Below are 16,847 nucleotides of genomic sequence, written 5' to 3'. Positions count from 1 at the left end.
AGGGAGCACGACATGAGCGATCAAGCGGGCGCGGCGCTCCGCCCGGTCGATCCCGACAACCCTTTCGGCGCGGCGTTCTTCGACGCGCCGCACGCGGTGTTCGACTGGTTGCGCGAACACCGCCCGGTGGCTCGGGTGCGGCTGCCCAACGGGCTGGACGCCTGGCTCGTCACCCGGTACGAGGACGTCCAGAGCGTGCTCACCGACTCCCGGCTGACCAATGACACCCGGCGTTACCCCGACGCGTGGCGCGACCTGGACTGGAGCTCGCCCGCGGGGGACATGATCTCCGCCTACGGCACGAGTCTGTCGAGTGTGGACGTTCCCGAGCACGGTGTGCTGCGCGCCTTGGTCGCCGGGGCGTTCACCACCCGGCGGGCCGAGGAGCTGCGTCCGCGCGTCGCGGGGATCGCGGCCGAGCTGCTCGCCGACCTGCCCGACGAGTTCGACCTGCTGAGCCGGTACGCCGTGCCGCTGTCGGTGACCGTGATGTGCGAACTGCTCGGCATCCCGGACCGGGATCGGCCGGTGTTCGTGGATTTCGTGCGGCGCACCGTGGCGGACGACGCCGCCGACGTGGAGGCTCTGCGCGTTGCGGCGCAGCGGGCGTTCGAGTTGGTCGGCGGGTACGTCGGGGAGCGCCGCCGCGAGCACCACGACGACCTCATGGGCAGCGTCGTGCGGGCCGCGCAGCGCCGGGCGATGCCGGACGTCGACGTGGTGACGTTCCTGTTCCACCTGGCCGTGGCGGGCTTCGACACGACCGGCGCGTTCATCGGGAACGTGGTGGAGGGCCTGCTGCGGGACCCGGGATTGTCGGCGCTGGTCCGCACCGACCGGTCCGCCGTGCCGGCACTGGTGGAGGAGTTCCTGCGCGCCGAGGGGTCGGCGCGACTGGGGGTGTGGCGGTTCACGACGACCGAGGTGGAGGTCGGCGGCACCCGCATCCCGGAGGGGGAGCTGGTCGTGGTCGCGCTGAACTCGGCCAACCGGGACGAGGCCCGGTTCGCCTGCCCGCACGCGGTGGACCCCGCGCGGGACGCCCGTGCGCACCTGGCCTTCGGGCGCGGGCCGCACCGTTGCACCGGCGCGGCACTCGCCCGGGTGGAGGCGCAGGTCGCGATCGAGGTGCTGGTGCGAGCCGCCCCCGGTCTCGCGTTCGCGGTGGACCCGGCGGGTTTGCGTCGGCGGTCGGTGGTCACGTTGAACGGTCGACGCTCTCTGCCCGTTCGATTGGGGCGGGCGATACCACCCTCGTGAGCAGCGGGTTTCCTCTCTTGCCGGTATGTGTATAGTAGTACGTATACGGATGCTTGACCGGGCATGGTCGATCGCGGCCGGCGCACCGGCGGGCCCGGCCGACGGAGGGGCACGTGGAGGACTACCGGGAGGTCGACGTCGGCGTCGGCCACACCAGCGACTACCAGCGCAAGCGTTTCATCGCGCGCCGGATCGGGGAGTGGTACGCACCCTCCGCCGACGCCAGGTCCGGCACGTACCACGTCGCCTACGAAACCCAGAAGGGGCGGTACGCGCTGCACACCCAGCGGTTCGAGAACTGGCCGGAGCAGGTTCCCGCGCAAGTCCCGGAGGACAACGCGTGGTGGACCGACGCCACGGCACCGGAGGGCGACGCGTTCTGGAACGCCTCGGCGGAGGCGTGGGGGTCGGCGCAGCTGGAACTGCACGTCTTCGAGAGGTTCGAGGAACTTCTCGGAGCCGTGCCGCGGCAACTGGCCGCGAACCTCGAACGCGCGCGGCAGTCGACCACCGTCGAGGAGTTGGACATCTGATGATCCTCGAAGCCGTCGACCTGAAGAAGACCTTCCGGGATCGCAGGTCCGGGACGGTGGAAGCCGTGCGCGGGGTGAACCTGGCGCTGCCGGACCGGGGCGAGATCTTCGGGTTCCTGGGCCCCAACGGGGCGGGCAAGACCACCACCGTCCGGATGCTGAGCACGCTCACCCCGCCCACCAGCGGCCGGATCACCGTCGTCGGGTGCGAACTGCCGAAGGAGACCCGGAGAGCGCGCGAGCGCATCGGCTACGTCAGCCAGGCGGGCGGCGTGGACGACGGGATGCCGGTGCGGGACAACCTCATGCTCCAGGCCCGGATCTCCGGGATGGGCGTCACCGCGGCCAGGCAGAGCGGTGACCGCCTGCTGGAGGCGTTCGACCTGGTCGAGGTCGCGAACCGGGCGGGCCAGACGCTGTCCGGTGGGCAGCGCCGCAGGCTCGCCCTCGCCCTCGGCCTGGTGCACCGGCCGGAACTGCTGTTCCTGGACGAGCCGACGCTCGGCCTCGACCCCACCGCGCGGATCGCGCTGTGGGACGAGGTGCGTGCCTTGCGGGCGGCCGACACGACCGTCTTCCTCACCACCCACTACCTGGACGAGGCCGACGCCCTGTGCGACCGGGTCGCCATCATCGACCGCGGCGTGATCGTCGCGGAGGGTTCGCCCGACGACCTCAAGCGCACGGTCAGCGGCGATGTCGTCACGGTGCGGCTGGACGAGGCCGACACCGAGCGCGCCACGGCCGTGGTGGGTGACCTGCCGTTCGTGCGGGAGGTCCGGGTCGAGACGCGCGGCGTGCGGTGCTACGTCGACAACGGCGGCGACGCGGTCCCGGCGGTGCTGCGCGCGTTGGAGGGCCACGACATCCCGGTCCGGTCGATGTCGGTCGAATCGTCCAGTCTGGACGACGTCTTCCTGAAGCAGACCGGGCGCTCGCTGCGCGAGCAGCCCACGACCGCCGTCGCGGGACCGGTCGCGGCCACCGCCGGCCAAGGGAGGTGAGGACCACCATGGCGTTCGTCTCCGACACCGCGATCCTCTGGCGCTACGAGGTCAAGCGGCTGCTGAGGTCGCCCGCGCTGATCGCGGTGGGCCTGGTCCAGCCGCTGCTGTGGCTGGTGCTCTACGCGCCGCTGCTGAACCAGGTCTCCGTGCCGGGGGTCGGCCAGGAGCAGATGTTCGACCGGTTCGCGCCGGGACTGCTGGTCCTGCTGGCGCTGTTCGGCTCGCTCTACACCGGATTCGGGATGGTCTCCGAACTGCGGTCCGGCGTCGTGGAGCGGCTCGCCGCCACGCGGATGAGCCGCGCCGCGCTGATCGTCGCGAAACTGCTGCGCGACGTGGTGATCGTGCTGCCGCAAGCTCTGGTGCTGCTGGTGATCGCGTTCGCGATGGGGCTCGACTTCTCGGCCGGCGGCCTGCTGCTGGCCCTGGTGCTGTTCGTGCTGATCACCATGCTCACCGCGGCGTTCTCGTACGCGATCGCGCTGGCCGTCCGGGACGAGAACGTGCTGTCCCAGCTGCTCGGGTTCCTGAGCCTGCCCCTGCTGCTGCTCTCCGGGGTGGTGCTGCCGATCAGCCTGGCGCCGGACTGGCTGCGGGTGGTGGCTCAGGTGAACCCCTTCTACCACGTGGTGGAGGCGTCCCGGGCGTTGTTCGCCGGCGCATTCACGGACAGTTCCGTGCCGATCGCGTTCGGCGTCATCTCTGTTCTCACCCTGCTGACCGTGAGGTGGTCGATCGGTTCTCTGCGCAACGTGTGACCTTCCCGGCGACGACGCGCGCGGGGCGCGGGCGAGGTGGTCCGATTTTCCCGAACCACCTCGTCCGTACCCGTGCGCGCAGGTATTCCGATCAGCGCTGTCACCCGTTCGCCCACTCCCTGGACAGGCGAGGGTGAGTAGTCTGGCGAGGGTACTGGCGGCCGCGTTCGAAGGGGCCGGTCGCGATGTGCGGCCGAATCCCAGCCGATTGCCGGCGGCGGGCGCGCCCAGTGGAGTCCTGGGCCCGGCGACCGGATTCGGAAACGGCAGAGCACTCGAAACACCGGGTGGTGGAGCCCGAGCAGAACCGGCTCCGTCTTCGGCGCTGCGCGCCGGGTGGGGGAGGGGGTCGATCACGGTGGGCGGCATCGAGCGCCGGGGCGGGGGCCCTGAACGAGCCGTTCCCACCACCACGCCGACCGGCGCCGGCGACCCGTTCGACATCGCGCCGATCCGTCACCACGGCACGGTGATCTGCGAAAACCGCCGATTCCAGGAGAGGCCCGCGGCTGTGCCGAAGTCCCGCGCCGCCGAACCCGGCCGAGTCGCGGTCGAACCCGACGTGGCCCGGACACCCGTGACACCCCAGCGATCATCGCCCACCTGACGCGCGGATCGGAGCGCAGTTGAATCGGTTCGTCGGACTCGACGGCGGAGTTCGTGGACGGAGTTCGTGGATGATTCCAGGCGGTGCCCGCCCGACCCGCGCCGCAGCCGGGCGGTGACCGCAGACCGCATCTTGGAAAGCACATTCTATTTCCCAGGGGGGAAGTGTGCAGGTACTGCTCTATGGCTTACAACCGATAGTGTGCCTGGGGGTGAAGGCGGCGTTGGAAAGCGCCGAAGGCGGGTTCGACACCGTCGTCCCGGTGGCTTCCGAGGACTTCCACCTGGTACAGGAATCGGTCGACCGAAGAACGGTCCGACTGGTCATCATCGATCCCACGAAACCGGACCCGGACGCCGGACTGACCTGCTGCCGCGAACTCAAGTCGGCCGCCCACCCCCCGTACGTCCTCGCCTATTGCGGCGGGGTGTCCGAGCGGGACTTCCTGCTGTACCAGCTGTCCGGCGTCGACAGCTTCGTGGCGGTCCAGGAACCGCCGGACCGACTGGTCGCCGCGGCCAAGGAGACGCTGCGCGGACAGCGGGTCTGGCTGCTCGGCCAGTACGCCCCCGCGCCGGTGCGCGGATCGGCCCGGCCGGACCTGCTCACCCCAGGGAGCAGGAAGTGCTGTGGATGCTGTCCGAGCGGTGCACGAACGGCCAGATCGCCCGCAGCCTGGGCATCAGCACGAACACCGTGAAGAACCACGTGGCGGCGATCCTGCGGAAACTGGGGCTGCGCAGCAGGTTCGACCTCTTCTCCAGGACCGCGCCGGGCACGCACCCCGGCCGTGCGGTCCGCAACCGGGTCAGGGGGTGAGCGGTGGCCGGCTCAGCCCTGTTCGGCGCGATGCCCTCACCGGTCGCCGTCCACGCGGGTCGCGACGCGATCGCCGAGTGGGCGGCACGAGCCCGGCCCGGCCCGGACACGCTGGTCGTGGCCGATCCCGCCGCGGCGCGCGCGCACCCGGTGATCGGGGAACTGGCCGCCACGTCGGCGCGCTGTCTGGTGCCGTCCACCGCGGGACACGGGGAACTGGTGGCGGCGATCCGGGCGCACGGGGTCCGGCGGGTGGTCGCGATCGGCGGCGGATCGGTCCTGGACGCGGCGAAGATCGCCGTGGCGCTGGCTGCGGGCTGCGAGCCGAGGTACGGCGGCCCGGCCAGGTCCGGTCTCGGCCTGCTGAGCGCGCCGCGGCGCACCGGGTGCTCGCTGGTGGCCGTGCCCACCACGATCGGCACCGGCTCGGAGACCAGCGCGGTCGCCAGGCTGCTCCTGCCGGACGGACGGTCGCGGCTGCTCGTCGGGCCGGCGTTGCGACCGTCCGGCGCGGTGGTCGACCCGGTGCTGACCTCGTCGCTGCCGCGTGACCTGCTCGCTTCGGGGGCGCTGGAGGTGCTGGTGCGGCTGCTCGGCCCGGTGCTGGGTCCACACCCGCTCGGCGGCGCCGGGACGGCGTGGTGCACCGGCGCGGCGCGCCTCGTGCGGGATCGCGCCGACCGGCTGCTCCGCCACGAGCCGGGGACCGCCGCCGCCAACCGGCTGCGCCTGTCCCTGTCGTTGGTGAGCGCCGGGTCACAGCAGGCGTGGAGCCTGCTCGGCCGGTCCCCGTTCGCGTTCCACCTGTGGTACCTCGCCGACGCGGCGGCGGCCGTCGCCGGGGTCACCAAGATGCGGGCGCTGGCGTGGTTGTTCCCCACCTACGCCCAGTGGGCGTCGCGGGAGCCGGGTTGGGGTGAGCCGCACCGGGCCCGGCGGGCACTGGCCGCGGTGTCGCTGGGCTCCGAGGCGGCCGGGAGCGCCTCGGAGCTGCGGGACTGGGGCGTGCCCCGGCAGCCGCTGCCCGGCGACCCGGGAACGTTCGCGGAGGCCGCGTTGGCGTCGTGGCGAAGGGCGCTGACCGGTCTCGACGCGGGCCGGCTCCGCGCGTTCTTCGGCGCGGTGGCCGACGGCGGCTAGCCGGTGTCCTGGGTCGTCGATCCTTGAGCAGGCCGGGTTGTGGCGGTGCCGAGTCCGGAACTCGGTGCCGCTGCACCCGGCCGATGACGAGCGTCGCGTGCTGGAGCCGTGGACGAGGCGTCACGTGGCGGCACAGGGATTGGCCTCGCGCCCGGATCGTGTTGGCGTGTACCGAGGACGGCTCGAACTCCGAGGTGGCCGGGCGGCTGCGGCTCGGACATGCACCACCGCCGACGACCACGGCGAACGAGTGGTGGTGACCACGCCGGGACTCGCGTCGATCCGGTTGGCGGAGTCGGCGATCGCGGAGCAGGGCTGCGGCCTCGGGACGTTGAGGCCACCTGGCGGTCCCGGCAGCAACAGCGCCGCCGTGACAAGACCTGTCCGTGTTTTTCGAGCGACCTTCTGTGGCCATACACCTTGTCTGGACGGTGTGTCTGAACATACGATCCGGAGCCTCGTCAGTGTCGATGAGGAGGAGATCGGATGACCAGGGATGACAGGGCCACGCTGTTCCACGGCGGCCAAGTGGTCACGATGCGCGAGGACGGTGCCGTCGAGGAGGCGATCGTCGTCCGGGAGGGTCGGGTCGTCGCCACCGGCTCGGCGGAGGAGATGCGCGCAGCCGCCGGCGACCAGGCCGTTGCCGTCGACTTGGCGGGTGCCACGGTGATGCCCGGGTTGATCGACACGCATCCGCACCTGCTCCACTGGAACGGCATCAAGCGTTCGGTCGTGGACCTGCTCGACTGCCGCGACCACGGTGAGATCGCCGCACGGATCAGCGCCGCCGCCGCGAGGACCCCCAAGGGGCAGTGGATCCGCTGCTCGCCCATCGGGGAACCCCACTACTTCCTCCGTCGCTCCTACCGGGACCTGGCCGAAGGGGAGTTGCCGACCCGGCAGCTGCTGGACGCCGCGGCACCGGACCACCCGGTCTGGATCCAGGCGTGGGCTCCGGTGCACCCGGCCGTGACCGTGCTGAACACGCGCGGCCTGTGGAACCTCCAGGTCTCCAGGAACACCCCGGACCGAGTCGGCCGCGTCTCGATCGAGAAGGACGCGGACGGCGAGCCGACCGGCCGGCTGCTCGGGCCGGTGAACAACTACTACAACAACGAACCGTGGTGGGACGCCATCCTCGCGCGGATCGACGGGGTGTCCCCGCAAGACTGGTACGAGGGCGCCCGGAGCGGGATGGCCGAGGCGAACCGCAGGGGCGTCACGACCATCTTCGAGGGCCACATGATGGACTGGCCGCTCATCGACGTCTACCGCCAGCACGGCAACGCCGGCACGCTGACCACCCGCGTCCTGTGCACGCCCGACGCCGAGCCGCACGGCCTGCCGACCTCCGTCACGCTGACCGAGACCGAGCTGGTGCAGCGGTTGGAACTCGCCTACCGCCTGCAGGACCTCTCCGGCGACATGTTCCGCACAGAGAGCTTCCTGTGCTCGCGGGGCGGACCGATCAACCCGGGGATGATGATCCTCAACCGGAGCTACCGCGGCCCCTACGGCGAGTGGTCGAAGGGCGTCGAGTTCATCCCGGAGTGGAAGGGCCGACTCATGGTCGAGTTCGCGGCCGAGCGCGGGATGCGGATGAACCTCATCTCGGTGGCCGACCGCGAGCACGACGTCGCGCTGGCACACCTGGAAGCCGCCCGGCGCAAGTTCGGCGACTTCTCCGAACAGCAGTGGACTCTGCAGCACGCCTACTTCATGGACGACGACCAGTGCCGCCGCTACCGCGACCTGGGTTTCCAGATCACCACCAGCATGTCCTTCTCCTACTTCAAGATGCACACCTTCCGGGAGCGGTTGGGCAGCGACTACGTGAAGAACCTGATCCCGTTGCGCCGCGAGCTCGACCACGGTTTCGAGGTCGGCTGCGGCACCGACTGGGGGCCCGCGAACGTCTTCGAGCACATCGCTTTCGCGCAGACCCACCGCGGCGTGTTCGGTGACCGCAACGACGGTCCGGCCCAGGTGATCGACCGGCAGCAGTCGCTCGCCAGCTGGACCCGGTCGGCCGCCCGAATCCTGCGCTGGAAGGGGATCGGCACGCTGGAGGCGGGCGGACACGCCGACCTGATCGTCGTCGACCGCGATCCGCTCACCACGCCGACCGAGGATCTCAAGGACACGAAGGTGCACCTGACCATGCTCGGCGGGCGTCCGGTGCACGACGAAGGCGTCCTCTAGGATCGGCGACATGCTTTCCGGACAGGCTCGCGGGCGCTGATGGCGGCCAGGCGCACCTCCCGTGGCGTCCAACGCGACGGATCGGTCGAAGTCGCCATCATCGACGCGGTCGGCAGGCTTCTGGCGGACCGGTCCATCGAGGACACCGCGGTCTCCGACATCCTCGACGAGGCCGGGGTGTCGCGGGCCACGTTCTACTTCTACTTCCAGTCCAAGCACGCTGTCGTCGCCGCGTTGTTCGAGCGGATCCTCGATGACGTGTACGGGGAGTTCGAGCGGAACTGGCTGGAAGTGGACGCGGTGGCCGGGGACGCCGTCGATTCCCTCTACACGGCGTTGCGGGCGGTGTACCGGGTCTTCCTCGCGCACGGCCCGGTGCTGCGCACGGTCGCTCGCGCCTATCCGGAGCAACCCGAACTCGCCGGCTCCTTCGAGCACATGATGGACCGCCTGATCGCCGGCGCGACCGCGAAGATCGTGGCCGACAGGGCGACCGGAGTCGCGCCTGCCGGCCACGACGCCGGCGAACTGGCCACCACCCTGGTGTGGATGAACGAGCGCTGCTTCTACGTGAACTCGCTGCAACCCGATCGCGGGTGGGCGTCCTCGGATGCCATGATCCGGTCGCTGGCCGACATCTGGGCGTCGGCCATCTACCGGCCCGCCTGAGGGGACATCCAGCCGGGTTGCGGATCGTCGGTGGTGCCGGCGGATTCGTGCCCATGGCCCGTTCTGCGTCTCCGTTGCCGGCGACCCGGCGTTTCGCTGGTGCTTCGTCGCCCGCACGGCTTCTCACCTCACCTCGGCAGACCCGTCGACGCTGCCCGGGTCATCCGCGACCTGGCGGCAACCAGCGACTGCCTGCGGGGTAGGCCGGACCTCCGGCGGGCACCTGCACCCCGTGCCCGTGCACCGGTCTGCGCAGCTGATCGGCTGGGACGACACCGGGCGGGTGGAGGTCCACCAGGGTCGAGGCTTACCGGCTCGTGGACGACGAGGTCGACACCCCGGACCGCCAGTCCGTGATCCGCCGCCCGACCTCCACGTGCACGCGGCACAGCGGACGACAGAGCGTGCGGTCGTCGACCGGCGTGTTCTGCGTGATGGGCGGATCCCGGCCGGGGTGGGTAGGGTCGGGGTCGTTGCCCTGGGCAGGGCATGGTGTGCCGGGAAGCCTGGTCGGCGTCGTGTCCGACCGACCCCGGAGCCGCCCGTGAACCGCGCCACCGCCGCCAGGATCTTCGACCGGGGCACGTGGCCCGAGGCCAGGCGCATCGCCGACATCCTCCGCCTGGAGACCGTCGGCGGGGTGATCATGCTGGCCGCCGCGCTGCTCGGCCTGGTGTGGGCCAACTCGCCGTGGGCGCCGGCCTACGAGGCACTGCGCGGGGTCGAGTTCGGCCCGGAGTCGCTGCACCTGCGCCTGTCGCTGGGCCAGTGGGCGTCCGACGGCCTCCTGGCGATCTTCTTCTTCGTCGCCGGTCTGGAGCTCAAGCGCGAGTTCGTGGCCGGTGACCTGCGGGACCCGCGACGGGCGGCGGTGCCGGTGGCGGCGGCGGTCGGCGGTGTGGCGGTGCCGGCGTTGATCTACACGCTGGTCAACCTGGGCTCGCCCGAAGCGGCGTCGGGGTGGGCGATCCCGACCGCGACCGACATCGCGTTCGCGCTGGCCGTGCTCGCGGTGATCGGGCGCTTCCTGCCTTCGGCGCTGCGCACCTTCCTGCTGACGCTGGCCGTGGTGGACGACCTGATCGCCATCGTGATCATCGCCCTGTTCTACACCGACCGGCTGTCGGTGGTCCCGCTGCTGCTCATGCTCGTGCCCTTGGCGCTGTTCACGGTGCTCGTGCAACGGCGGGTCCGGTCGTGGTGGCTGCTGCTTCCCCTGGCCGCGGCGGTGTGGGCGTTGATGCACGCCTCGGGCGTGCACGCGACGGTCGCCGGCGTGCTGCTCGGCTTCGCGGTCCCGGTGATCCGGCGCCGGGCGGGCGAGGGCCCCGGTCTGGCCGAGCACTTCGAGCACCGCTTTCGCCCGCTGTCGACCGGGGTCGCGGTGCCGGTGTTCGCGTTCTTCGCCTCCGGTGTGGCGCTGGGCGGGTTCGACGGGTTCGTGTCGTCGCTGACCGACACCGTCACGCTCGGTGTCGTCGCCGGGCTGCTGTTCGGCAAACTGGTGGGCATCACCGCGAGCACGTGGCTGGTCTCGCGCTTCACGAGGGCGGAGCTGGACGACGACCTGGCCTGGGTGGACGTCGTCGGCCTGGCGGTGCTGGGCGGCATCGGGTTCACCGTGTCGCTGCTGGTCGGCGAACTCGCCTTCGGGCAGGGCAGCACCCAGTACGGCGACGCCAAGATCGCCGTGCTGCTGGGCTCCCTGCTCTCGGCACTGGTCGCGACGGTCATCCTGCGGGCACGCAACCGGGTCTACCGGCGGATCCACGAAGAGGAGACCCGGGACGACGACCACGACGGCATCCCGGACGTCCACCAGCGCACGCCCACCGCGGACTGACCCGATCCCTCGGCCGACCCCTCGCGTGGGCCGCGTGGCGGGTCGCGGGGTGGGTGGGCGTGGCTATGTCCGTCAGCCTCGGCCACGTGGAGGAGTTCGGCGTGTGTTCGCCGGGACGGAGCCGGTCGCCGATCTCCGGCTCGATCCGATGCCGTCGCCATCCTCGCTCCAGGCAGCGTCCGGTCGCGCGGCCACTTGACGGCGGCTGAACGATCGTTCAATACTCTGAACATGAGTTCAGTCTCTGATCTGACGGCTCGGGCGCGCATCCGGGACGCGGCGCTGGCGCGGTTCGGCGCGGACGGGGTCGCGGGCGCGTCGGTTCGCGCGGTCGCGGCGGACGCCGGGGTCTCGCCGGCGTTGGTGCTGCACCACTTCGGTTCGAAGGACGGGTTGCGTGAGGCGTGCGACCAGTACGTCCTGGACGCGGTGCGGGCCGGCGGAGAGGCCGGTGTCGACGCGCTGGCGGACTCGTTGCGGACGGCCACCCCGGTGCGGCGGTACCTGGCTCGTGCCCTGTTGGACGGCACCGCGGGTGCGACGGCCCTGTTCACCGGTCTCGTGGAACGCACCGAGGCGTGGCTGGCCGAGGGGGAGGCGCAGGGGTGGGTCCGGCCGACCGGGGACGTGCGGGCGCGGGCGGTCACCTACGTGTCGTGGCAGTTGGCGCCGCTGCTGCTCGGGGATCAGGTCGGCCGGCTGCTGGGCGGAGATCCGGCGGAGACGGCGGTCGCGGTGCGGGGTGCGCGGGCCGGGTTGGAGATGCTGACCGGTGGCCTGTTCACCAACGACCGGTGGCTGTCCGCGTTCGCGGCGGTGCGGCCGTGAAGGCGCTGCTGGTCACCCACGGCACCCGGGGCGACGTGCAGCCGATGCTCGCGTTGGCGGTCGGGTTGCGTGAGGCCGGACACGAGGTGGTGCTGGCCGCGCCGGAGTCGTTCGCCTCCTCGGCGGCTGAGCACGACGTGGAGTTCGCGGCGTTGGACGAGGGACCGAACCGCCTGATGGACGACCCGGTGGTCAAGGCCGCGGTCGACGGCGGCTACCGGGGGCTGAAGGGAAAGCTCGCCGCCGTCCGCACGGCCCGGCGCATCAAACCGCTGATGGCCCGGGTCCTGCGGGACGTCGGAGAGACCGCGCGCCGGTCGGGCGCGGACGTGGTGGTGCACACGCCCACCCTCCCCGCCCAGCACGCCGCCGAGATGCTCGACGTCCCGGCGGTCCTGGTCGCGCTGCAACCGGGCTGGGTGCCGACCTCTGCACACCCGTGCCCGATGGTGCCCCTCCCCAGGTTGCCCCGATTCCTCAACCGCGCCACCTACCTGACCGTGTCCGCGACCCTGCGCGCCTACTCGGGCGTCGTCAACGACTGGCGGGCCGACGGGCTCGGACTGCCGCGCCGCCGCCGTGTGCACGACCTGCTGCACGACGCCGCGGGTCGCAACCGGGTGGTGTTGCACGCGTTCAGCCCGCAGATCGCGCAGACCGCGCCGGACTGGCCGGAATCCGTGCACACCACAGGTTTCTGGCCCCTGCGGTCCGGCTCGTGGGCGCCGTCCGGGAGGCTGGCGGAGTTCCTCGGCGGGGGACCGGCCCCGGTGTACGTGGGCTTCGGCAGCATGGCCGGCCGGCAGGCCGAGCGCACCGGCCGGATCGTCGCCGACGCCGTCCGGGACGCGGGCGTCCGGGCGGTGCTGGCCACCGGGTGGGGCGGGATCGCGTCAGTGTCGTCGCCCGACGTCCTGGTGATCGACCAGGCCCCGCACGACAGGCTGTTCCCGCTCATGGCCGCAGTCGTCCACCACGGCGGTGCGGGCACGACCGCGGCGGCGCTGGCCGCGGGCCGTCCGCAGGTCGTGTGCCCGTTCGTCGCCGACCAGCCGTACTGGGCGCGGCGTGCCCACGCGATCGGTGTCGCTCCTGTCCCCGTGCGCCAACAGGACCTCACCGCAACTGCCCTGGCTCGGGCTGTCACCGCCGCTGTGGGCGATCCTGCGCTGAGTTCACGTGCGGAGCAGGTGGGGCGGGAGATCCGCGCCGAACGGGGTGTTGCGCGAGCGGTGGCAGTGATCGAGGAAGCGGCGGCCCAGTAGTCACCGCCGTGGACGGCTGGACTGGCCGAGACGACTGTATCCGCGGGTTTGCGTTGCCCCTGATGGTCGTCTGAGCCTGGGCGACGCGACCAAGCGATGCTCGGAACGGCTGAACGGCGCGCCTGACGGGGTAGGCGTCTTCGTTTCCCAGGTCCGACGTCGGTGTAGCGCATCGACTCGTCCGGCGGTCTGGCCGTCCGCTGTCGGACGCATGTTTTCCACGAGCCACAAGTCCGCGGGCCCGCATCGCACCTGTCCATCGCCAGACCGAGCCATGCCTCCGCCATCGAGCGGTGCGTGGTGACAGGCCGCGTGAGGTTCGCCGTCACGGTGCACCGGCCGCGCATCTCGTGCCGCACGCGATCCAGATCCGCCAGTACCTCGAACACCGCATCCGCGTCCGCGTCGACCGGTCGTGCCACGCGGACCCTCCGACTTGCGGGCACCTCGTCGTCCACCGGCGTGGCACGGCGACCGCTCCGCCCACTCAGAACGCTGCACTTGGCGGCGACCGTTGTCGCTGCTGGTCACCGCAGCTGACACATGGAGACCTCGGGCCGACGCCGGGTGGGTCAGGGCCTGCGACGGTCCGCTTCAGGCGAACAGGTTCTGCGGTAGCCGCATTGCCTTGAACAGGTGGTCGCGTGATGCTTCAAGGTCGCGGCGCAGCCGGTTCAGGTCCGCGTCGAGCAGCCGCCCCCGCCACTTGCGCACCTGGCCGGCGACGATCACGGTCTCGACGTTGGTGCGGTCCATCAGGGACACGACCGCCCCGGGCACGTTGTTGAGCGGGGCGACGTTGAGCGCGGTGGCGTCGAGGAGGACGATGTCGGCTTCCTTGCCCGGCGTCAGGGTGCCGGTCCTGCCGTCGAGTCCCAGGTGCTTGGCGCCGTTGACGGTCGCGTAGCGGAGCACGTCGCGGACGGTGAGGAGGTCCGGCGTGCCGGGGGCGGGCGTCGGCCAGTTGTCGGGCGGCACGGGGGTTCCCTGGTCCAGCACCAACTGGTTGACGATCATGCGCTGCATGGTCATCGCGGTGCGCATCTGCGTGAACGGGTCCGCGGTCATCGTCGTCTCGACGTCGGAGCTCAGGGAGGGCTCCAGGCCCAGCTCCTGCATCTTGAGGATGGGCGGAGTGCCGTGCCGCATGGTCATCTCGATGGGAAACGCCAGCGAGACGTGCGCGCCGGCGTCCCGGAAGCGCTGCCAGGTCTCGTCGGACATGCCGGTCATGTGGATGAAGAGGTTGTCCGGTCCCACCTCGACCCCGCCGTCGCCCCGCGCCACGGCGTCGAAGACGGGCCGCATCCCCCACGAGCCGACGGAGTGCGCGGCGATCCTCAGACCCAGCTCGCGGGCGATCGCCCACGCCCTGGTGTACACCTCCCTGCCGAGGTGGAGCTCGCCGCCCATGACCATGGTCACGAGCTGGTCGTCGGAGGGGAACCACTTGTCCCGGATGCGGTGGGCGTCCTCCGGGTACCGGGCTCCGATGCGGCCGTCGCCCTCGAAGTAGCCGAACGCGGCACGCCGCCCGGTGTCGATCAGCGCCTGGACCGCCGCATCGGTGTGTTCGGGGGAGTGGTGGACCTGCGACACGTCGAGCACCGTGGTGACACCCGCGTCGAGCTGCGAGAGCCCCGCGAACAGCTCATTGATGTACACGTCCTGCGTCCGGTACACCCGTGCGAACCCTTCGAGGATGTGCTCGCTGTAGTTCGGGTGCGCGCTCGGCGATCCGGATCCGTCGTCGCGGAGCAGGCCATTGGCGAGGAACGCGCGCTCCGCGGTCTCGAACAGGTGGTGGTGGGTGTCGATGAAGCCCGGCATGACGATGCGCCCACGCGCGTCGATCACGCCGGCGTCGGCGGCGCGGATGTCGGGCCGGACCGCGACGATCCGCTTGCCCTCGATCAGGACGTCGGCCCGCTCGAAGTCGCCGACGTCGGGGTCCATGGACATCACGGCGCCGCCGCGGATGACATAGCGGCGTCCACGGTGGCCGGTGTCCTTCGGCGGTTGACCGTCGCCGTGCGCGTCGGCCGGGCCGGCGATGCCCGCGACCGCTCCAGCGGCGGCCGCGGTCACCGCCGCGGAGGTCCTCAGGAAGTCACGCCGCCTGCTCATGGTGTCTCCTCGTGCCCATCGAGTTGATGTGTCAACTCAAGGGTACACAGTTGAGTTGATGCATCAACTGACGAGTACGATGGCCGCATGGTGCAGCAGCGACTGACCGAACGCGAACTCCGCGCCTGGCGGACGTCCTTCCAGATGCTGGAGCTGCTGCGAACACGCATCGAGCAGCAGCTCCAGGCCGGCAGCGGTCTGTCCAACGCCGACTACACCGTGCTCGCGTTGCTGTCCGAGGCGCCCGACGGCCGGATGCGTTCCTACGAGCTGGGACAGGCGGCCGGCTGGGAGAAGAGCCGCATGCACCACCAGCTCACCCGGATGGGCAAGCGAGGGCTGGTGACCAGGGAACAGTGCGGCTCCCGGGGAGTGGACGCCGTGATCACGGCGCAGGGCCTCGCCACGCTCAAGAAGGCCGTGCCCGGCCACGCCCAGGAGGTCCGGCGACTGTTCGTCGACCCCCTCACGGCGGACGAGCTCGACCAGTTCGCCCGCATCGCCGGCACGATCCTCGACAATCTGCTCCCTCGTCATGACCCGGAGCAACAGCCGACCAGGCACGGGTTCGACGCATGACGTCGAGTTGGTGATCGCGCTCCCGGATCGGGTGTCCTTCTCTCGGATGGATCACGAACTCGACGGCGCGACCGCACCCGTTGCCTCCGGCTGTGCCGACGAGTCAGTCCCCGAGCCCGACCAGGAAGCGGTCCACGCACTCGACCGTGCCGCCGAAGTCGAACGCGACGCTCTCCGCCGATTCCGGCACGACGAAGATCTTCGCCTGTTCCCCGGCGCAGTCCGGGATCGGCACCCGGGAGAGCCGCTGGACGTCCTCGACGGTGTACCCCCTCACGACTGCCGGGGTACGCCCGTTCGTCCACCTCGCCGCCGGAGCACGACGCCGTCACCGCCGAGGCGACCCCGATGGCCGGCAGCACCGGCCACCGGTCACCGACCGCTCGCGCCATGCCCGACTCCCGTAGTCCGTGACGACCCGGCCCACCCTATCCGTGCCGAGTCTGGCCGATCATGTTGATCTGCCTGCCTCGGAGCGGTGACGCACTGGTCAGGTTCGGCCCCAGGGTGGCACTGTGTTGTGTGTCAAGGAATTCACGGAGCGGTCCTTTGTAGACGAACGCTCGGGTGCGACGGTGAGCATCGGGGTGAAGGTTCCGGCGGGGTGGATCTCGTCGATGACCTGTCCGTGGGCTTCGATCCAGGCGTGAGCGGCGAAGGGGTGGGTGCGGACACCTGTGCGCCAGGTGGGCCAGGTGCCGTGGAGGCGGCACAGCAGGGCAGCGGCGACGGATCGGGGGAGACAGCCCTCTCCCGCGCAGCGCAGGCTGACCGCGACGACCGCCCTGCGGGCCGCGGCGGCCTGGTCGACGGTGGCGGGTCGGGCGTTGCGCCGGAGGTGTTCCAGGATCGAGCACAGGTGTTTCGGCGGGAGCCGGGTGAGGACGGTGGCCGCGGCGACCGCGAGCAGGGGCAGCACCCGGCGGTGCGGGGGGAGGGTGATCCGGTCGGGCACCACGCGCGGTCCGGTCATGCCGGCTCGACCAGTCGGGCACCGAGCAGGTTGTCGGTCAGCGCGGTGATGTCCGCACGGACGTGGGTGGTGTCGATGTCGTAGTGGGCGGCGATGTCCGTGGCTATGTCGTCGGCGGTGTCGCCGGCGAGCAGCCTGTCGAGGATGTGCGCGCCGGTCAGGTTGACCTGCCAGTAGTGGCCGGTGCGTTTGTTGAGCAGGACCGTGCCGTCCTCGGTGCTGGTCGACACCGTG

Annotated in this window: 16 protein-coding genes; 12 read left to right on the top strand and 4 right to left on the bottom strand. The window is 71.2% G+C overall.

Features of this window, described 5'->3' with window-relative positions:
• Positions 1-12 precede the first annotated feature (12 nt).
• From BN6_RS26160 to BN6_RS26100, 11 genes are all read left to right on the top strand, one after another.
• Entirely contained in the window at positions 13-1,260 is a 1,248-nt protein-coding gene (locus BN6_RS26160; protein WP_015102783.1) for a cytochrome P450, read from the top strand.
• 113 nt (positions 1,261-1,373) lie between these two features.
• Positions 1,374-1,793: an EXLDI protein gene (locus BN6_RS26155; protein WP_015102782.1), complete on the top strand. Its 420-nt coding sequence runs from the start codon at positions 1,374-1,376 to the stop codon at positions 1,791-1,793.
• Complete coding sequence (locus tag BN6_RS26150; protein ID WP_015102781.1) at positions 1,793-2,797, top strand: ATP-binding cassette domain-containing protein; 1,005 nt, start codon at positions 1,793-1,795, stop codon at positions 2,795-2,797. Before BN6_RS26155 ends, BN6_RS26150 begins: the two co-directional genes overlap by 1 nt.
• An 8-nt stretch (positions 2,798-2,805) precedes the next feature.
• The gene (locus tag BN6_RS26145) at positions 2,806-3,558 is read left to right on the top strand and encodes an ABC transporter permease (RefSeq protein ID WP_015102780.1); all 753 of its coding nucleotides are present in this window, start codon (positions 2,806-2,808) and stop codon (positions 3,556-3,558) included.
• A gap of 673 nt (positions 3,559-4,231) precedes the next feature.
• Positions 4,232-4,984 carry a helix-turn-helix transcriptional regulator gene (locus tag BN6_RS49745; RefSeq protein ID WP_331712600.1) on the top strand — a complete coding sequence of 251 codons (753 nt, stop codon included), beginning with the start codon at positions 4,232-4,234 and terminating at the stop codon, positions 4,982-4,984.
• A 3-nt stretch (positions 4,985-4,987) separates the two neighbouring features.
• Positions 4,988-6,124 (top strand): iron-containing alcohol dehydrogenase, encoded by a 1,137-nt coding sequence (locus tag BN6_RS42425; RefSeq protein ID WP_015102777.1) that lies wholly within the window; start codon positions 4,988-4,990, stop codon positions 6,122-6,124.
• Positions 6,125-6,610: 486 nt separating this feature from the next.
• Positions 6,611-8,329, top strand: coding sequence for an amidohydrolase (locus tag BN6_RS26120; RefSeq protein WP_015102775.1), 1,719 nt, complete (start codon positions 6,611-6,613; stop codon positions 8,327-8,329).
• Positions 8,330-8,368: 39 nt separating this feature from the next.
• Positions 8,369-8,998: a TetR/AcrR family transcriptional regulator gene (locus tag BN6_RS26115; protein ID WP_015102774.1), complete on the top strand. Its 630-nt coding sequence runs from the start codon at positions 8,369-8,371 to the stop codon at positions 8,996-8,998.
• 544 nt (positions 8,999-9,542) lie between these two features.
• Positions 9,543-10,841: a Na+/H+ antiporter NhaA gene (gene nhaA, locus BN6_RS26110; protein WP_015102773.1), complete on the top strand. Its 1,299-nt coding sequence runs from the start codon at positions 9,543-9,545 to the stop codon at positions 10,839-10,841.
• 231 nt (positions 10,842-11,072) lie between these two features.
• Entirely contained in the window at positions 11,073-11,669 is a 597-nt protein-coding gene (locus tag BN6_RS26105) for a TetR/AcrR family transcriptional regulator (protein WP_041314084.1), read from the top strand.
• Positions 11,636-12,934: a glycosyltransferase gene (locus tag BN6_RS26100; protein ID WP_231904749.1), complete on the top strand. Its 1,299-nt coding sequence runs from the start codon at positions 11,636-11,638 to the stop codon at positions 12,932-12,934. The genes BN6_RS26105 and BN6_RS26100 overlap by 34 nt, the downstream gene beginning before the upstream one ends.
• 594 nt (positions 12,935-13,528) lie before the next feature.
• On the opposite strand, the gene BN6_RS26095 is transcribed toward BN6_RS26100, so the two are convergent.
• Complete coding sequence (locus tag BN6_RS26095) at positions 13,529-15,061, bottom strand: amidohydrolase family protein (protein WP_015102770.1); 1,533 nt, start codon at positions 15,059-15,061, stop codon at positions 13,529-13,531.
• An 87-nt stretch (positions 15,062-15,148) separates the two neighbouring features.
• Here BN6_RS26095 and BN6_RS26090 point away from each other — a divergent pair, with 87 nt between their 5' ends.
• Complete coding sequence (locus BN6_RS26090; protein ID WP_015102769.1) at positions 15,149-15,640, top strand: MarR family winged helix-turn-helix transcriptional regulator; 492 nt, start codon at positions 15,149-15,151, stop codon at positions 15,638-15,640.
• 103 nt (positions 15,641-15,743) lie between these two features.
• Here BN6_RS26090 and BN6_RS46945 read toward each other — a convergent pair whose 3' ends face one another.
• From BN6_RS46945 to BN6_RS26080, 3 genes are all read right to left on the bottom strand, one after another.
• Positions 15,744-15,917, bottom strand: a complete 174-nt coding sequence (locus BN6_RS46945; protein ID WP_015102768.1) for a hypothetical protein — start codon at positions 15,915-15,917, stop codon at positions 15,744-15,746.
• Positions 15,918-16,130: 213 nt separating this feature from the next.
• Positions 16,131-16,613 (bottom strand): lasso peptide biosynthesis B2 protein, encoded by a 483-nt coding sequence (locus BN6_RS26085; RefSeq protein WP_015102767.1) that lies wholly within the window; start codon positions 16,611-16,613, stop codon positions 16,131-16,133.
• Entirely contained in the window at positions 16,610-16,843 is a 234-nt protein-coding gene (locus BN6_RS26080; RefSeq protein ID WP_197540191.1) for a lasso peptide biosynthesis PqqD family chaperone, read from the bottom strand. Before BN6_RS26080 ends, BN6_RS26085 begins: the two co-directional genes overlap by 4 nt.
• Positions 16,844-16,847: the final 4 nt, after the last annotated feature.

It is taken from the genome of Saccharothrix espanaensis DSM 44229 (assembly GCF_000328705.1).
GTDB lineage: Bacteria > Actinomycetota > Actinomycetes > Mycobacteriales > Pseudonocardiaceae > Actinosynnema > Actinosynnema espanaense.
Note: the sequence above shows the minus strand (reverse complement) of the source record. Positions and strands in the feature narration are given on the sequence as shown.